At 73.5% G+C, this 15,983-nt stretch carries 15 protein-coding genes; 9 read left to right on the top strand and 6 right to left on the bottom strand.

The features are described 5' to 3' along the window. Positions 1 to 80: 80 nt before the first annotated feature. Complete coding sequence (locus tag ACIRGB_RS27940; RefSeq protein ID WP_403870657.1) at positions 81 to 365, bottom strand: hypothetical protein; 285 nt, start codon at positions 363 to 365, stop codon at positions 81 to 83. Between the two features lie 21 nt (positions 366 to 386). Further along, positions 387 to 1,181, bottom strand: coding sequence for a PspA/IM30 family protein (locus ACIRGB_RS27935; protein WP_403870654.1), 795 nt, complete (start codon positions 1,179 to 1,181; stop codon positions 387 to 389). A gap of 270 nt (positions 1,182 to 1,451) precedes the next feature. On the opposite strand from ACIRGB_RS27935, the gene ACIRGB_RS27930 reads away from it, so the two are divergent. From ACIRGB_RS27930 to ACIRGB_RS27920, 3 genes are all read left to right on the top strand, one after another. Further along, entirely contained in the window at positions 1,452 to 2,090 is a 639-nt protein-coding gene (locus ACIRGB_RS27930; RefSeq protein WP_403870721.1) for a DUF3043 domain-containing protein, read from the top strand. Between the two features lie 83 nt (positions 2,091 to 2,173). Further along, positions 2,174 to 2,875 carry a class I SAM-dependent methyltransferase gene (locus ACIRGB_RS27925; RefSeq protein WP_403870651.1) on the top strand — a complete coding sequence of 234 codons (702 nt, stop codon included), beginning with the start codon at positions 2,174 to 2,176 and terminating at the stop codon, positions 2,873 to 2,875. Between the two features lie 79 nt (positions 2,876 to 2,954). After that, on the top strand, positions 2,955 to 4,043 hold the full coding sequence (locus ACIRGB_RS27920; protein WP_403870648.1) for a S1C family serine protease: 1,089 nt from the start codon (positions 2,955 to 2,957) through the stop codon (positions 4,041 to 4,043). Between the two features lie 37 nt (positions 4,044 to 4,080). Here the strand turns inward: ACIRGB_RS27920 and ACIRGB_RS27915 are convergent, their stop codons facing one another. Continuing rightward, positions 4,081 to 4,320 carry a hypothetical protein gene (locus ACIRGB_RS27915; protein WP_403870645.1) on the bottom strand — a complete coding sequence of 80 codons (240 nt, stop codon included), beginning with the start codon at positions 4,318 to 4,320 and terminating at the stop codon, positions 4,081 to 4,083. Positions 4,321 to 4,503: 183 nt separating this feature from the next. Between ACIRGB_RS27915 and ACIRGB_RS27910 the strand changes: the two genes are divergently transcribed. Then, positions 4,504 to 5,703, top strand: coding sequence for a bifunctional adenosylcobinamide kinase/adenosylcobinamide-phosphate guanylyltransferase (locus tag ACIRGB_RS27910; RefSeq protein WP_403870642.1), 1,200 nt, complete (start codon positions 4,504 to 4,506; stop codon positions 5,701 to 5,703). On the opposite strand, the gene ACIRGB_RS27905 is transcribed toward ACIRGB_RS27910, so the two are convergent. Then, a complete protein-coding gene (locus tag ACIRGB_RS27905) occupies positions 5,692 to 6,411 on the bottom strand; it encodes a class I SAM-dependent methyltransferase (RefSeq protein WP_403870638.1) in 720 nt (239 codons plus the stop codon). The two genes, ACIRGB_RS27910 and ACIRGB_RS27905, sit on opposite strands and share 12 nt — an antisense overlap. Positions 6,412 to 6,558: 147 nt before the next feature. Here ACIRGB_RS27905 and cobT point away from each other — a divergent pair, with 147 nt between their 5' ends. Continuing rightward, positions 6,559 to 7,617 (top strand): nicotinate-nucleotide--dimethylbenzimidazole phosphoribosyltransferase, encoded by a 1,059-nt coding sequence (cobT, locus tag ACIRGB_RS27900; RefSeq protein ID WP_403870635.1) that lies wholly within the window; start codon positions 6,559 to 6,561, stop codon positions 7,615 to 7,617. Between the two features lie 554 nt (positions 7,618 to 8,171). Here cobT and ACIRGB_RS27895 read toward each other — a convergent pair. Beyond that, positions 8,172 to 8,912 carry a hypothetical protein gene (locus ACIRGB_RS27895; protein ID WP_403870632.1) on the bottom strand — a complete coding sequence of 247 codons (741 nt, stop codon included), beginning with the start codon at positions 8,910 to 8,912 and terminating at the stop codon, positions 8,172 to 8,174. Between the two features lie 60 nt (positions 8,913 to 8,972). Between ACIRGB_RS27895 and ACIRGB_RS27890 the strand changes: the two genes are divergently transcribed. Beyond that, entirely contained in the window at positions 8,973 to 9,758 is a 786-nt protein-coding gene (locus ACIRGB_RS27890; protein WP_403870629.1) for an adenosylcobinamide-GDP ribazoletransferase, read from the top strand. Positions 9,759 to 9,767: 9 nt separating this feature from the next. Here the strand turns inward: ACIRGB_RS27890 and ACIRGB_RS27885 are convergent, their stop codons facing one another. Continuing rightward, positions 9,768 to 10,556 (bottom strand): endo alpha-1,4 polygalactosaminidase, encoded by a 789-nt coding sequence (locus tag ACIRGB_RS27885; protein ID WP_403870626.1) that lies wholly within the window; start codon positions 10,554 to 10,556, stop codon positions 9,768 to 9,770. A gap of 251 nt (positions 10,557 to 10,807) precedes the next feature. On the opposite strand from ACIRGB_RS27885, the gene ACIRGB_RS27880 reads away from it, so the two are divergent. The 3 genes from ACIRGB_RS27880 to sucB all read left to right on the top strand — a co-directional run bounded on the left by ACIRGB_RS27880 (position 10,808) and on the right by sucB (position 15,946). Further along, positions 10,808 to 12,352, top strand: a complete 1,545-nt coding sequence (locus ACIRGB_RS27880; RefSeq protein ID WP_403870623.1) for a leucyl aminopeptidase — start codon at positions 10,808 to 10,810, stop codon at positions 12,350 to 12,352. Between the two features lie 310 nt (positions 12,353 to 12,662). Continuing rightward, positions 12,663 to 14,051 carry a dihydrolipoyl dehydrogenase gene (gene lpdA, locus ACIRGB_RS27875; RefSeq protein ID WP_403870620.1) on the top strand — a complete coding sequence of 463 codons (1,389 nt, stop codon included), beginning with the start codon at positions 12,663 to 12,665 and terminating at the stop codon, positions 14,049 to 14,051. A gap of 62 nt (positions 14,052 to 14,113) precedes the next feature. Next, positions 14,114 to 15,946, top strand: coding sequence for a 2-oxoglutarate dehydrogenase, E2 component, dihydrolipoamide succinyltransferase (sucB, locus tag ACIRGB_RS27870; protein WP_403870617.1), 1,833 nt, complete (start codon positions 14,114 to 14,116; stop codon positions 15,944 to 15,946). Positions 15,947 to 15,983 lie beyond the last annotated feature (37 nt).

Genomic DNA, 15,983 nt, shown 5'->3' with positions numbered 1-15,983 from the left:
CTGCGCCCCCAGACCCCGCTGTCGGCCTGGACGGCCTCGTCCTCAAGCGCCGGGCGGGCTGGAGATGCCGACCGGCGTTCTCAGGCGCTCCCCGGGATGAGGCCGTCGTCGCTCAGGAGCTCCCGGACCTCCTCCAGGGTGGCGTCCGGGGACGGGAGGATGAGGTCGGACGGCTCCAGGCTGTCGTCCGGCAGGGGCTCGCCCAGCTCGCGGACCTTGGCCAGGAGGGCCTGGAGGGTCGCGCGGAAGCCGGGGCCGTCGCCGTTGTCCATCTCGGCCAGGAGTTCGTCGTCCAGCCTGTTCAGCTCACCGAGCCGGCCGTCGGCCAGCGTCAGCTGTCCCTCCCCCATGATCCGTACGATCATGTCGGCCCTCCTAGCCGTGGGCTACTGCTTGTCGAAGCGCGGGGTGTCCTGCGGCTGCTGGGACTGGGACGGGGCCTGGCCCTGTCCCTGGGCGCCCTCGATGGCCTGGCGGTCGGAGGTGGAGCCCCCGGCCAGCTCGGCCTTCATGCGCTGCAGTTCCAGCTCTACATCCGTACCACCGGAGAGCCGGTCCAGCTCGGCCTGGATGTCGTCCTTGTGCATGCCGGACTGGTCGTCGAGGGCGCCGGAGGCGAGCAGCTCGTCGATGGCGCCGGCCCGGGCCTGGAGCTGGGCGGTCTTGTCCTCGGCCCGCTGGATGGCCAGGCCGACGTCGCCCATCTCCTCGGAGATGCCGGAGAACGCCTCGCCGATGCGGGTCTGCGCCTGGGCGGCCGTGTAGGTGGCCTTGATGGTCTCCTTCTTGGTGCGGAAGGCGTCCACCTTGGCCTGGAGGCGTTGGGCCGCCAGGGTGAGCTTCTCCTCCTCACCCTGGAGCGTGGCGTGCTGCGTCTCCAGGTCGGTGACCTGCTGCTGGAGCGCGGCGCGCCGGGACAGCGCCTCGCGGGCGAGGTCCTCGCGGCCCAGCGCCAGTGCCTTGCGGCCCTGGTCCTCCAGCTTGCCCGACTGGGACTGGAGCTGGTTGAGCTGGAGCTCCAGCCGCTTGCGGCTGGTCGCCACGTCGGCGACGCCGCGGCGCACCTTCTGCAACAGCTCCAGTTGTTTCTGGTACGAGTAATCGAGGGTCTCGCGCGGGTCCTCGGCCCGGTCAAGGGCCTTGTTGGCCTTCGCGCGGAAGATCATCCCCATACGCTTCATGACACCGCTCATGGGCTTCGCGCGCCCCCTTCTGGCCGACTCCGGCTCCAGCGACTGCAACAGAACCCACAGTACGGGCCCTGCATCCATTACCGCACTGTTCGGGGACGGATGCGCTCATCCCCAAGGACGACTGCGTACGCTCCCCGTCCGGCGCAGGGAGTAGGTGCTCCCCGGGTTGTCCGGAAAGTCCCGGTGTCCGGGGCTGTACGCAACATCCCCTCTGTCCCCTTACAGACGACCGGCGTTGCCGGATCGTTCCCCACCGGACTGGGGTCCACACGCCGGCACCCCGTACCCTTGGGTTTTGTGTTCCGTAGCCGTGCCAAGGATGAGAAGGCCCAGAGCGCCGTCAGTGCGCCGGTGACCGACTCCAAGCAGCCCCGTGACCCGCAGGCCCCCAAGGGAAGGCCCACGCCCAAGCGCAGTGCGGCCCAGTCCCAGCGCCGCAGCGTCGCCCATACGCCGCTGACGCGCAAGGACGCCGCCAAGCGCCAGCGCGAGGAGCGGCGGACCGCGATGGCCCGGCAGCGCGAGGCGCTGGCGAAGGGCGACGAGCGGTACCTGCCGGCCCGTGACAAGGGTCCGGTCCGCAAGTTCGCGCGCGACTTCGTCGACTCGCGGTTCAACATCGCGGAGTACTTCCTGCCGATGGCCGTGGTCATCCTCGTGCTGAGCATGATCCGCGTCGCCTCGTTGCAGAACGTCGCGCTGCTGCTGTGGCTGGTCGTGATCGTGCTGATCGTGCTGGACTCGATCGTCACCGGCTTCCGGCTGAAGAAGCGGCTCGCCGAGCGCTTCCCGGACGAGCGCCGCCGCGGCGCGGTGGCCTACGCGCTGATGCGCTCGCTCCAGATGCGCCGGCTGCGGCTGCCCAAGCCGCAGGTGAAGCGCGGGGAGCGGCCCTGAGCACGACGCCTTTCACCGGGGACGCGGCCGAGACCTGGACAGCGGGACCGTCCGGGCTTCGGGACGTCGTACGGCAGGAGCTGGTGGCCCGGCAGCTGGACGAGCAGATAGCCGGGCGCTTCGCCGTGGGCAGGCGGCTGCGCGTGCTCGACGTCGGGATGGGCCGGGGCACCCAGGCGCTGCGGCTGGCCCGGGCCGGACACCAGGTGACCGGCGTGGAGCGGGACACGACGATGATCGCGACGGCGCGCGAGGCCCTGGCCGGGCAGCCGGAGGGCATCCGGGAGCGGATGCGGATCATCGAGGGCGACGGCCGGGACACCGGCGTGCACTTCCTGCCGGGCAGCTTCGACGTGGTGCTGTGCCACGGCGTGCTCATGTACGTCGAGGACCCCGACCCGCTGCTCGCGGGCCTGGCGCGGATGCTCGCGCCCGGCGGCCTGCTGTCCCTCGTGGTGCGCAACGGCGACGCGCTCGCGCTGCGCCCCGGCCTCCGGGGTGACTGGGCCGGTGCGCAGGCCGCCTTCGACACCACGCACTACCGCGACCGCCTGGGCCACGACGTCCGCGCGGACCGCCTGTCGACGCTGACCGCGAGGCTCGCGGGCATCGGCGCCCCGCTGCACACCTGGTACGGGGTACGGATCTTCACGGACACGGCGGCCGACGGGACCACGCCGCCCGACGACCTCGACGCTCTGCTGGCCGCCGAGGAACGGGCCGGCCGCACCGACCCGTACCGCGCGGTCGCGGCGCTGCTGCACCTGTGCGGGGTCCGGGGCTGACCGACCGCACCCGGGGCTCCGGCGCCCGTTCGGGTGTTCACCGGGGGCCGGGTGCCCGGGGCGCGGTGAGACTCGGGCCATGGACACTTCCCGCGCCCGTCTGCGCCGCCGGCTCGCCTCGGTGGCCGTGCCGGTCTGCTCCCTGCTGCTCGCGACCGGCTGTTCCGGCACCGGTTCGGGCACCGAGCGGGGGGCCGGGAACGCACGGGAGGGCGACCCGGCGCGGGCCGCGGCGCCGCGCGCGGCCCATGAGCTGCAGGCCGACTACGAACGGGTGATCAAGGACGTACTGCCGTCGGTCGTGCAGATCCAGGCGGGCGACTCGCTGGGGTCGGGGATCGTGTACGACGACCGGGGCCACATCGTCACCAACGCCCACGTCGTCGGCGACGGCAGGTCCTTCCGGGTGACGACGGCCCGCGCCGAGGGCGCCCTGGCCGCGAAGCTGGTCTCCTCCTACCCGGAGCAGGACCTGGCGGTCATCAAGCTCGACCAGGTGCCCGACGGGATGAAGGCGGCCCGCTTCGGGGACTCCGCGAAGGTCGAGGTCGGGCAGATCGTGCTGGCGATGGGCTCGCCGCTCGGCCTGTCCTCCAGCGTGACGCAGGGCATCGTCTCGGCGACCGGGCGGACCGTGACCGAGGGCAGCGGCGACGGCGGCACGGGCGCGACCATCGCCAACATGGTGCAGACCTCGGCGGCCATCAACCCCGGCAACAGCGGGGGCGCGCTGGTGAACCTGGACGGCCGGGTGATCGGCATCCCGACGCTGGCCGCCACCGATCCGGGCCTCGGCGACAGCGCGGCGCCGGGCATCGGCTTCGCGATCCCGGCGTCGATGGTGACCACCGTGGCCGGGCAGATCGTCGAGGACGGCAAGGTCACCGACTCGGGCCGGGCCGCGCTGGGCATCACCGCCCGCACGGTCGTCGACGACGGCTACCGCCCCGCCGGGGTGGCCGTTGTCGAGGTGGGCGACGGCGGGGCCGCCGACGACGCCGGGCTGCGCCCCGGGGACGTGGTCGTCCGGCTCGGGGACACGGACATCACCACCATCACCTCGCTGTCGGAGGCCCTGGCGTCGATGCGGCCGGGCGACCGCACCAAGGTGACGTACACCCGCAGCGGCGCCGAGCACACCGCCGAGGTCACGCTGGGCGAGCAGTGACGGGGGCGGAGCCGCCCCCGCCCCGCCCCCGCGGCCCTCAGGCCTCGGTCCCGGCCTCCTCCGCCTCCGCCTCCTCGGCGTGCAGGCTCATCGGACCGTAGATCTCGGCGGAGTCCTCGAACAGCCGCACCTGGTCGGCGCCGCCCTCCTGGAGGTCCTTCCAGTGCTCCCCGATCCAGGACTCGGCGTCCCCTTGCGTGGTGAACTCCTCGGGCTGCACCGCGGGCTGGACCTCCGTCCCGCCGGCCGTCTCGAACCGCCACGTCCATGCCGCCATGTACGCCTCCAAGATGTGAGCACAAGCAGAGCGGAAGCCGGATCTTGGTCCGGCCCCCGCCCGCAGCCTATGCGCTGAGCCGGGCACTCCGTAGAAGACCGGGAGACAAGATCCGGCGACGGGAACGGCCTCCTGGGGGGACTCGGACGCGCACGTCGCCGGGCGACCGGGGAAAATCGGTGCGTGGACGTGACTCTGCTCGGCACCGGTGCCCCCGCGGGACTGCCCCGCCCCGACTGTCCCTGCGCGGCCTGTGCCGCGGCGCAGGGCGAGCACGCGCGCGCGGCGACCGCGCTGCTGGTGGACGGGGCGCTGCTGCTCGACCTGACGCCGGGCGCCGTGTTCGCCGCTGCGCGGGCCGGGCGCTCGCTGGCCGGCGTACGCCAGGTGCTGCTCTCCCACCCGCACGACGGCCCCGCCGTGGAGGTGCCGGCCGGGCTGCCGCAGCCGGGCCGGGTGCCGGACGGCCGGGAGCTGGCGCTGCTGACCGGGCACCGGGTACGCGCGGTGGCGCTGGACGCGCCGGGCACCGGGTACGCGGTGACGGGACCGGACGGCGGGCGGCTGCTGTACCTACCGCCGGGCGGCGCCCCGGCGGGCCTGGAGGAGCCCGCCGAGCCGTACGACCTGGTCCTCGCGGACGTCGTGGGACGGCCGGACGCGCTGGCGAAGCTGCGCGCGGTCGGCGCGGCGGGCCCGACCACGGACGTCGTCGCCGTCCACCTGGACCACGACGTGCCGCCGGGCCGGGAGCTGGCGCGGCGGCTCGCGGCGGCCGGCGCGCGGGCGGTGCCGGACGGCACGACGCTGACGGTGGGCTCGTACGAGGACGTGCCCGACGTACCGCGGCGCACCCTGGTGCTGGGCGGCGCCCGGTCGGGCAAGTCGGTGGAGGCGGAACGCCGGCTGGAGTCCTTCCCCGACGTGCTCTACGTCGCCACCGGCGGCTCCCGGGGCGGCGACACCGAATGGGCGGCCCGGGTCCGCGCCCACCGGGAGCGCCGCCCCGGTTCCTGGCGCACCACCGAGACCTGCGACCTGGTCCCCCTCCTGAAGGACGAGGGCCCGCCCCTGCTCGTCGACTGCCTGTCCCTGTGGCTGACGGACGCGATGGACGCGGTCGGCGCGTGGGACGACGCGGAGTGGGCCGGCGGCGGCGAACGGGCGCTCGGGGACCGGGTGCGGGAGCTGACCGAGGCGGTCCGCGCCACCCGGCGCACGCTGGTGGCGGTGTCCAACGAGGTCGGCTCGGGCATCGTCCCGGCCACGGCGTCCGGCCGCCGCTACCGCGACGAACTCGGCCGCCTGAACGCGGCGTTCGCCGCCGAGTGCGAGCAGGTCCTCCTCGTGGTGGCGGGCCAGGCCCTGGTGCTACGGGGCTGAGGCGTCCTTGCGCGCGATGACGCGGCGGCCCCGGTCACCGGTGAGGACCGTGCAGCCCTGGGCCACGAGTTCGGCGCTCAGCCCCACGGGGTGACCGGGCATCACACGCCGCGGATCGGCCACGTCGACGAGCAGATGCCCGCCGGGCCGCAGCGCCCCCAGCGCGGCCCGCAGTTCCGCCCGCGGGTCCGGCACCCGCTCCAGGTACTGGAAGAGGCTGACGACGTCGTAGCGCGCCCGCACCCGGACCGCGACGTGATGATCCGTCAGCCGCCCGACGAACGCCTCCTCCACCCGCTCGGCGGCACGGGCCCGCAGCACACGGGGGGTGGGGTCCAGGCCGTCGAACGAGGTGTACGGGAAGTACGCACGCGCGGCCCGCGGGAAGTCGGCGTCCCCGGTGCCGACGTCCAGCCAGCTCTCCGGCTCCGGGCAACGGCGGACCATCGCCCGGGCGGCCAGCACGTGCCCGATCCGGACCCCGGCCCGGACCAGGGGGTGTTCGGGCCCGGGCGTGAGCGGCGGGTTGCGGAAGACGTGCCGGCAGTCGGAGCACCGCTCGACCGGAGACCGGTGGGGCGCTCCCTGCCGCGGCCCGTCACCGCGCCGCCGGGCACGCAGCCGCCGCGAGCCGCACCAGGGGCAGTCCTCGCGGTACGGCCCGTACGGGGGGACGGGAGGCACCGAGGGGGCGGAGGTTCCGGACACGGGCGGCTCCCGACACAAGAGGACAGGCACGGCATTCCAGGCAAAACGTTACGTAGGTGAGCGCGCTCCGGCGTGCAACGACGCTGCCCGGGCGTGCTGCCCACGGGCCCTCCTTCGGGTTCGACCGGGGCCGGTACTGTTCGGCGAATGAGCTCGCTGAATCTCGACGACTTCACCGACCTGATCGAGCGCCCCGACGGCGGGGTACGCCGCGACGCGGAGGCGCGCCGGGAGCGTCAGGTCGTTCCGCCCGGATCGCTGGGCCGCCTCGACGACCTGGGCGAGTGGCTGTCGGCGGCCCAGTCCGCCGTACCGGTACGCCCCGTCGTACGCCCCCGGGTGGTGCTGTTCGCCGGTGATCACAAGGTCGCCGAGCTGGGCGTGTCGGCGCGGCCCGCGGGCGGTGGCGGCGAGCTGGTGCGCGAGGTGCTGGAGGGCGGCCGGCCGGTGTCGGTGCTCGCCAGGCGCCTGGACGTGCCCGTGCGCGTCGTCGACATGGCCCTGGACTGCGACCCGGAGACGCTGCCCGCCGAGGTGGCGGGGCACCGGGTGCGGCGCGGTGGCGGCCGCATCGACATCGAGGACGCGCTGACCCTCGAGGAGGCGGAGGCCGCCTTCCGGGCGGGGATGGCGGTGGCCGACGAGGAGGCCGACTCGGGCACGGATCTGGTGGTGCTGGGCGATGTGAGCGTGGGCGGCACGACCGCGGCGGGTGTGCTGGTCGCGGCGCTGTGCGGGACGGACGCGTCGGTCGTCACCGGCCGGGGCGGGCTGCCGATCGACGACCTGGCCTGGATGCGCAAGTGCGCGGCGATCCGTGACGCGCTGCGCCGCGCGCGGCCCGTCCTCGGCGACCAGCTGCGCCTCCTCGCCACGGTCGGCGGCGCGGACCTCACCGCCATGACGGGCTTCCTGCTCCAGAGCGCGGTGCGGAAGATGCCGGTGATCCTGGACGGCGTCGTGACGGCGGCGTGCGCGCTGGTCGGGCAGCGGGTCGCCTTCCGGGCCCCGGACTGGTGGCTTGCCGCCCACGACAGCGGGGAGCCGGGCCAGGCCAAGGCGCTGGACCGGATGGCCATGGAGCCGCTGCTGTCCCAGGGCGTGAAGGTGGGCGAGGGCGCGGGCGGATTGCTGGCCCTGCCCCTGGTCCAGGCGGCGGCGTCCCTGTCGGCGGAGCTGCCGGAGGTCTCCGACGGGGGCGAGTGAACGCCGTCGGATGAACCGGGGTTCCTTGGTCCCCCGGGGTGGCTGTGGGCGCGATCAGCTGGCCCCGGGGTTTTTGGCCACCCGGCGCGGGTGTGGGCGCGGTCAACTAGTCCCGGGTTTCTTGGTCACCCGGGGTGGGTGTGGGCGCGATCAGCTGGTCCGGGGTGCCTCGGTCATCCGGGGTGGGTGTGGCCGCGGGGTGGGGACGCGAGCCCGGCGCTGCCGGGGTGCCGCTGCGCCCACCCGTGCCGCCCCAGCGGCACGACTGCCCGCAGCTAGGGCCGGGGGGGGCGACGGCCCGCAGCTAGGGCGGCGTGGCAATTGTCCGCAGCGGGGCGGGAGGCGGCGCGGCGGGGCAGTCGCGTACGGCGCGAAGGGGTCGTGTCGGGGGGTGTTCGCCCGCAGCGGTTGGCGCGTCAACGCCCTGCGCCCCCGTGGCCGACCGATTTCGCGCCGTTCCGAGGACGGACACCCCCCGGCGCGGCCCCGACCCCCAGACAACGCACCGCGCTACGCGCACCCCCACCCACCCCGCACAGGCGCCGCAGGCATCCTCACCGTGGGTCCGGGCGGCCCCCGATCCAGTCCTGGACCACCCGGCGCGGCCCGGACCAGCGGCGGTCGTGGCGATAGGCGCGCAGCCGGGCCCGGGCCCGGGCGCGCGGGCGACGGGCGTAGAAGCGGCGGGCCCACAGGGAGTCCGGCCGGGCCAGGCGGACCGCGCCGATCAGGGCGATCACCGGCACGATGACCCCGAAGACCGCCAACCGCCCCTTGCCCTTGGCCAGAGCCAGGAGGGAGAAGAAGAAGTTCCCCGCGACGGTCGCGATGACATTCGCACGGTCCTGCGCCTCGTCCTGCGACATCCCGTCGACGCCGAACGGCGTGAACCCCGCGAGGACCAGCCCGACCAGCGCCGCGGTGAGCACCACCGCCTCCACGCTCTTGCGCCCCGCCTCGGTCCAGTACACGTCGTCGAGGTGCAGGATCAGCGCGAACTCGTCCAGCACGAGCCCCGCCCCGATCCCGAAGACCACCGCCGCCAACGCCGACCAGAACCCGTGCCCGCCCCCCGCGACCGCGCCGAACCCGCCGACGACGGTGAGCACGACCCCCGGGACCACGTGGTGGATGTGCACCCCGCCCGCCTTGACGTTCCCGAATGGCCCCTTGCCCGCCCGGATCAGACGCGTGATCACCCGGGTGATCACGAACGTCAGCACGAACGCCGCCAGCGCGAGGAGCAGCGGCAGCTTGCCCGGTTCCACGATGTTGCGCTGCCACCAATCTCCCATATGCGCACTTTATCCCCGACGCCCGTCAACGCCCCTCCGACCGCCGGGTAGTCTGCGCCGGTGCTCAGGACCCCCTCCCCCGACGGCCTCCGTTTCGCCTTCGGCACCCTCACCGTGCTCCCGGTCAACGTCACCCGCTGGGACCGGGACGCCGCGCGCAGCGGCATGCTGTGGGCGCCGCTGGCCGGTCTGGCCGTCGGTGTCGCCGCCGCGGCCGCCGGGCTCCTGTTGCTGCTCCTGGGCGCGGGAAACCTGCTCGCGGCGGTCGCCACGGCCGCCGTCCCCGCCGTACTCACGCGCGGACTGCACCTGGACGGCCTGGCCGACACCGCCGACGGACTGGGCAGCGGCAAGCCCGCCGAGGACGCCCTGCGGATCATGAAGCAGTCGGACATCGGACCGTTCGGCGTCCTCACCCTGCTGTTCACCCTGCTCGCCCAGGTGGCCGCCCTCGCCCAGGCCTACGACGGCTCGTGGACCCGGGGCGCGCTCGCCGCCGTGGTCTCGGCGACCGCCGCCCGGCTGGCGCTCACGACGGCCGCCCGGACCGGGGTGCCCGCCGCCCGTCCGGAGGGCCTGGGCGCGGCGGTCGCCGGGGTGGTCCCGACCGGCGGGGCGCTGACCGCGGCGGCGGTCGTCACCCTGGCCGCCGGCGCGACGGCGGGCGCGTACCTGGGCCCGTACGACGCCCTGCGCACGGCACTCGCCGTGGTGTGCGCCGCCGCGGCGGCCGAACTCCTGCTGCGCCGCTGCGTCCGCCGCTTCGGCGGCGTCACCGGCGACGTCTTCGGCGGCGTAGCGGAGACGGCGGCGACGACCACGCTGATCGTGCTGATCCTGGGCTGAGCCGCGGGCTCAGCAGGCCTCCCGCCACGCGTCCAGCTCGTACTTCTTCAGCATCGAACTGAGCCGCAGCTCCCGGGAGTCGGCGCAGAAGCGTTCCGTCGGCAGCTCGTACTCCACGTGGAAGACCGCCTTGTCCGCGTCGACGAACGGCTGGTTGTCGGCGCACTCGCCGTACTGGGCGCACTGCTCGTTGACGGCGAAGTCGAAGTCGTCCACCAGTTCCGGGATCTGGTCCAGGTCGTTCTTCAGCCCGACGGCCATCCCGCGGTCGTGGGCGAGCTTCGCGATCAGCCGGTTGTAGCGGAGCTGGTCGGCGCCGGTGAGCGGGAACCCGGTCTCGTTCTTGTAGCCGTCCATGTTGTCGGGCTCGACCGCGTCGAACCCCTTCTCCCGGCACATGTCGAGGCGTTCGGCCATCAGCGGCTCCAGGACGTCCGTCGCGCGGATGTCCAGCCACCGCTCGCCCTCCCAGCCGTTGCCCTTGCCCAGCACCGCCGCCGGGAACGCGTCGGCGTCGGGCCGGAAGTCCTCCCAGGCACCGGTGGAGACGTAGCAGATGACCTTGCGTCCGTCCTCGTGCAGCCCGGCGACGGTGGCCTTGCCGTGGTCGAAGCCGTCGATGTCGTAGACCGGCACGTCGACGGACGTGTCGAGCTTGCCGCTGAGCTGCCACTGCCAGTCGGTGCCGGGCGTCGGCCGCCAGCGGCCGGCGGCCTCGCCGTCGTCGCCGCCGGGGGCCGACGTGCAGCCCGCGAGCAGCAGCAGGAGGAGGGCTGTCGACAGGACCGGGCGTCTCACGGGAAGTGCTCCAGGGGGCGGGAGGGTTGTGCGGCGTACTGCCGGAATGATCTCCCATCCGCACAGCCGCGGGGAAACCGCGGCCCCGCGGGCGGGAGCCCGGCGGGGCGCGAGCGTAGGCTCGTGCCGAGTGTTCGCCTGCCCAGGCGAGGACCGCATCGCAGGAGGGATCTAGGGTCGGATGTCGGGCCCGGTCGACCCACCCGCATTCGGCCACACCAGACTTCATACGGAAGCGAGATTTCACCACCGTGACTGCTCTCACTCTCTCCACCGCCGCGGCGCCCGGCCTCCGGGCCGACGCGATCGTGATCGGCGTCGCCAAGGGCGCAGGCGGCCCGTCCGTCGCCCCGGGCGCCGAGGCCGTGGACAAGGCGTACGACGGCCGGCTCGCCGGCGTCCTGGAGACCCTCGGTGCCTCGGGCGCCGAGGGCGAGGTGACGAAGCTGCCCGCTCCGGCCGGTTTCAAGGCGCCCGTCGTGGTGGCGGTGGGCCTCGGTGCCGAGCCCGAGAAGGAGGCCGGTTTCGACCCCGAGTCCCTGCGCCGGGCCGCCGGCGCGGCCGCCCGTGCCCTGGCCGGCGCCAAGAAGGCCGCCTTCGCCCTGCCGCTCGCCGAGGCCGCCGACGCCGGTGTCGTCGCCGAGGGCGTGCTGCTCGGCGCGTACTCCTTCGACGCGTACAAGGAGTCCGCCAAGGACGCCAAGGGCGCCCGGGCGAAGGGCAACGGCAACGGCAAGGCCCCGCTGGCGGAGGCCGTGCTGCTCGGCGGCAAGCCCCGCGACAAGGTGTACAAGGCGGCGGTCGAGCGTGCCGCGGCCGTCGCCGAGGAGCTGAACCGCGCCCGCGACCTGGTCAACACCCCGCCGAACGACCTCAACCCGGAGGCGTTCGCGGCGGTGGCGCAGGCGGCGGCCAAGGAGCACGGCATCAAGGTGCAGGTGCTCGACGAGAAGGCGCTCGTCAAGGGCGGCTACGGCGGCATCCTCGGCGTCGGCGCCGGTTCGGCGTCGGGCCCGCGGCTGGTGAAGCTGTCGTACACCTCGCCCAAGGCGAAGAAGTCCCTCGCCTTCGTCGGCAAGGGCATCACCTACGACTCGGGCGGCATCTCGCTGAAGCCGGCCGGGCACAACGAGACGATGAAGTGCGACATGGCCGGTGCCGCCGCCGTGTTCGCCGCGGTCGTCGCTGCCGCGCGGCTCGGCCTCGAGGTCAACGTGACCGGCTGGCTGGCGCTGGCCGAGAACATGCCGTCGGGCTCCGCGACGCGTCCGGGTGACGTGCTGCGCATGTACAGCGGCAAGACGGTGGAGGTGCTCAACACCGACGCCGAGGGCCGGCTCGTGCTCGCCGACGCGCTGTGGGCGGCCTCGCAGGAGAAGCCGGACGCGATCATCGACGTGGCGACGCTGACCGGCGCGATGATGCTGGCGCTGGGCAGCCGGACGTACGGGATCATGGCGAACGACGACGCGTTCCGCTCCGCGGTGCACGAGGCGGCGGAGGAGTCCGGCGAGCCGGCGTGGCCGATGCCGCTGCCGGAGCACCTGCGCAAGGGCATGGACTCGCCGACCGCGGACATCGCGAACATGGGTGAGCGGATGGGCGGCGGTCTGGTGGCCGGTCTGTTCCTGCGGGAGTTCGTCGGCGAGGGCATCACCTGGGCGCACCTGGACATCGCGGGTCCGGCCTTCAACGAGGGCGGGCCGTTCGGGTACACGCCTAAGGGCGGTACGGGGACGGCGGTGCGGACGCTGGTGCGGGTTGCCGAGCTGGCGGCTGCGGGGGAGCTGGGCTAGCGGCGCCTGAGAGCTCGGGGGTGCGGGTGACTGTGCGACCGCGGGTCCACCGTGGCTCGTCGCGCAGTTCCCCGCGCCCCTGGGGGGCTGTCCTCCGCGTCGGCCAAGAAGAACCGCAGGACGAACCCCGCTCACGTGAACGTGGGGTGTCTCACACCCCGGCCCCACGTCTCGTTCGCCTCTCACAAGTGCGAAGATGGAGCCCGGCAGGACAGGGCCCACCCAAGGGCCGAGAACAATGAGCGGCCGGACACCAGCCGCCGACCGGTCACCGCAGACCGGCGTGGCGCACATGCATGGAGGACGTGACGTGGCGAACGACGCCAGCACCGTTTTCGACCTAGTGATCCTCGGCGGTGGTAGCGGTGGTTACGCCGCGGCCCTGCGCGGGGCGCAGCTGGGCCTGGACGTCGCCCTGATCGAGAAGAACAAGCTTGGCGGCACCTGCCTGCACAACGGCTGTATTCCCACCAAGGCCCTGCTCCACGCGGGCGAGGTCGCCGACCAGTCCCGCGAGAGCGAGCAGTTCGGCGTCAAGACGTCCTTCGAGGGCGTCGACATGGCCGGCGTGCACAAGTACAAGGACGAGGTGATCGCCGGCCTGTACAAGGGCCTGCAGGGTCTGGTCGCCTCCCGCAAGATCACCTACATCGAGGGTGAGGGCCGGCTCTCCTCCCCCACCTCCGTCGACGTGGGCGGCCAGCGTGTCCAGGGCCGCCACGTCCTGCTGGCGACCGGCTCCGTGCCGAAGACCCTGCCGGGCCTGGAGATCGACGGCGACCGGATCATCTCCTCGGACCACGCCCTCACGCTCGACCGCGTGCCGAAGTCCGCGATCGTGCTGGGCGGCGGCGTCATCGGCGTCGAGTTCGCCTCCGCGTGGAAGTCCTTCGGTTCCGAGGTCACGGTCATCGAGGGCCTCAAGCACCTGGTCCCGGTCGAGGACGAGAACAGCTCCAAGCTCCTGGAGCGCGCCTTCCGCAAGCGGGGCATCAAGTTCAACCTGGGCACCTTCTTCCAGAAGGCCGAGTACACCCAGGACGGCGTCAAGGTCACCCTCGCCGACGGCAAGGAGTTCGAGGCCGAGGTCCTGCTCGTCGCCATCGGCCGCGGCCCGGTCTCGCAGGGCCTGGGCTACGAGGAGAACGGCGTCGCGATGGACCGCGGCTTCGTCCTCGTCGACGAGTACATGCGGACCAACGTCCCGACCATCTCCGCCGTCGGTGACCTCGTTCCCACCCTCCAGCTCGCGCACGTCGGCTTCGCCGAGGGCATCCTGGTGGCGGAGCGGCTGGCCGGCCTGAAGACCGTGCCGGTCGACTACGACGGCGTGCCGCGGGTGACGTACTGCCACCCGGAGGTCGCCTCCGTCGGTCTCACCGAGGCCAAGGCGAAGGAGGTCTACGGCGCGGACAAGGTCGTCTCCATCAAGTTCCCCCTGGGTGGCAACGGCAAGAGCCGCATCCTGAAGACCGCGGGCGAGATCAAGCTGGTCCAGGTCAAGGACGGTGCCGTGGTCGGCGTCCACATGGTCGGCGACCGTATGGGCGAGCAGGTCGGCGAGGCGCAGCTGATCTACAACTGGGAGGCGCTGCCGGCCGAGGTGGCCCAGCTCATCCACGCCCACCCGACGCAGAACGAGGCGCTCGGCGAGGCTCACCTGGCGCTGGCCGGCAAGCCGCTCCACATGCACGACTGACCGCTTCGGTCTTCGGGCGCGACGACACAGACTTCCGCAATTCGTAAGGAGCAACCGAAACCATGGCGGTTTCCGTAACCCTTCCGGCGCTCGGCGAGAGCGTCACCGAGGGCACCGTCACCCGCTGGCTGAAGGCCGAGGGTGAGCGCGTCGAGGCCGACGAGCCGTTGCTCGAGGTCTCGACGGACAAGGTCGACACCGAGATCCCGGCCCCCGCCTCGGGCGTGCTGTCCTCCATCAAGGTCGCCGAGGACGAGACCGTCGAGGTCGGTGCCGAGCTGGCGCTGATCGACGACGGCAGCGGCGCCCCGGCCGCCGAGCAGGCCCCGCAGGCCCCGCAGGCCGAGCAGGCCGCCGAGCCCGCTCCCGAGCCCGCCGCTGCCGCCCCGTCCACCGAGCAGGCCGCCCCGGCGCCCGCGCCGAGCGCCGAGCAGTCCACCGGCGGTGGCTCCGCCGAGGGCACCGACGTGGTCCTGCCCGCGCTCGGCGAGTCCGTCACCGAGGGCACCGTCACCCGCTGGCTGAAGTCGGTCGGTGACAGCGTCGAGGAGGACGAGCCGCTGCTCGAGGTCTCGACGGACAAGGTCGACACCGAGATCCCGGCCCCCGCCTCCGGCACCCTGCTGGAGATCGTGGTCGGTGAGGACGAGACCGCCGAGGTCGGCGCCAAGCTCGCCGTCATCGGCACCGCGGGTGCCGCCCCGGCGGCTGCCCCGGCTCAGGAGACCCCGGCCGCCCCGGCCCAGGAGGCCCCGGCCCAGCCCGAGCCCACCCCGGCTCCGGCTCCGGCAGCTCCGGCCCCCGCGCAGGCCGCCCCGGCTCAGGCAGCCCCGGCTCCCGCGCAGGCCGCTCCGGCTCAGACTCAGGCTCAGGCCCCGCAGGCGCCCCCGGCTCCCGCCCCGCAGCCGGCCGCCCCGGCCCCGGCCGCCACTCAGGCTGCCCCGGCCGCCGCTCAGCCGGTGGACGACGGTGCCTACGTCACCCCGCTGGTGCGCAAGCTCGCCACCGAGAACGGCGTCGACCTGTCCAGCGTCAAGGGCACCGGTGTCGGCGGGCGTATCCGCAAGCAGGACGTCATCGCCGCCGCCGAGGCAGCGAAGGCCGCCGCTCCGGCCCCGGCCGCCGCTGCCGCCGCGCCCGCCGCGAAGAAGGCCCCCGCCCTGGAGGCCTCCCCGCTGCGCGGCCAGACCGTCAAGATGCCGCGCATCCGCAAGGTCATCGGCGACAACATGGTCAAGGCGCTGCACGAGCAGGCCCAGCTGTCGTCGGTCGTCGAGGTCGACGTCACCCGTCTGATGAAGCTGCGCGCCCGTGCCAAGGACGCGTTCGCGGCGCGTGAGGGCGTCAAGCTCTCGCCGATGCCGTTCTTCGTCAAGGCCGCGGCCCAGGCGCTGAAGGCGCACGCGCCGATCAACGCCAAGATCAACGAGGCCGAGGGGACCATCACCTACTTCGACACCGAGAACATCGGTATCGCGGTGGACTCCGAGAAGGGCCTGATGACCCCGGTCATCAAGAACGCCGGTGACCTGAACCTGGCCGGCATCGCCAAGGCGACCGCCGACCTGGCGGGCAAGGTCCGGGCCAGCAAGATCAGCCCGGACGAGCTGGCCGGCGCGACCTTCACCATCAGCAACACCGGTTCGCGCGGCGCGCTGTTCGACACGATCATCGTGCCGCCGGGCCAGGTCGCCATCCTCGGCATCGGTGCCACGGTCAAGCGTCCGGCCGTCATCGAGACGGAGGACGGTCCGGTCATCGGCGTCCGCGACATGACGTACCTGACCCTGTCCTACGACCACCGTCTGGTGGACGGCGCCGACGCCGCCCGCTACCTGACGGCGGTCAAGGCGATCCTGGAGGCGGGCGAGTTCGAGGTCGAGCTCGGCCTGTAGTTCCCCCCGCCAGTGGGCCTCTGTGATGCCCCCGCCC

Source organism: Streptomyces sp. NPDC102490 (assembly GCF_044765285.1).
GTDB lineage: Bacteria > Actinomycetota > Actinomycetes > Streptomycetales > Streptomycetaceae > Streptomyces.
This window is presented reverse-complemented; position numbering and strand designations above follow the sequence as displayed.

Bases quoted from the DNA above. Each gene is read 5' to 3' on its own strand.
- ACIRGB_RS27940 (WP_403870657.1), bottom strand. From the start codon at position 365: ATGATCGTACGGATCATGGGGGAGGGACAGCTGACGCTGGCCGACGGC.
- ACIRGB_RS27935 (WP_403870654.1), bottom strand. From the start codon at position 1,181: ATGAAGCGTATGGGGATGATCTTCCGCGCGAAGGCCAACAAGGCCCTT.
- ACIRGB_RS27920 (WP_403870648.1), top strand. From the start codon at position 2,955: ATGGACACTTCCCGCGCCCGTCTGCGCCGCCGGCTCGCCTCGGTGGCC.
- ACIRGB_RS27915 (WP_403870645.1), bottom strand. From the start codon at position 4,320: ATGGCGGCATGGACGTGGCGGTTCGAGACGGCCGGCGGGACGGAGGTC.
- cobT (WP_403870635.1), top strand. From the start codon at position 6,559: ATGAGCTCGCTGAATCTCGACGACTTCACCGACCTGATCGAGCGCCCC.
- ACIRGB_RS27895 (WP_403870632.1), bottom strand. From the start codon at position 8,912: ATGGGAGATTGGTGGCAGCGCAACATCGTGGAACCGGGCAAGCTGCCG.
- sucB (WP_403870617.1), top strand. From the start codon at position 14,114: ATGGCGGTTTCCGTAACCCTTCCGGCGCTCGGCGAGAGCGTCACCGAG.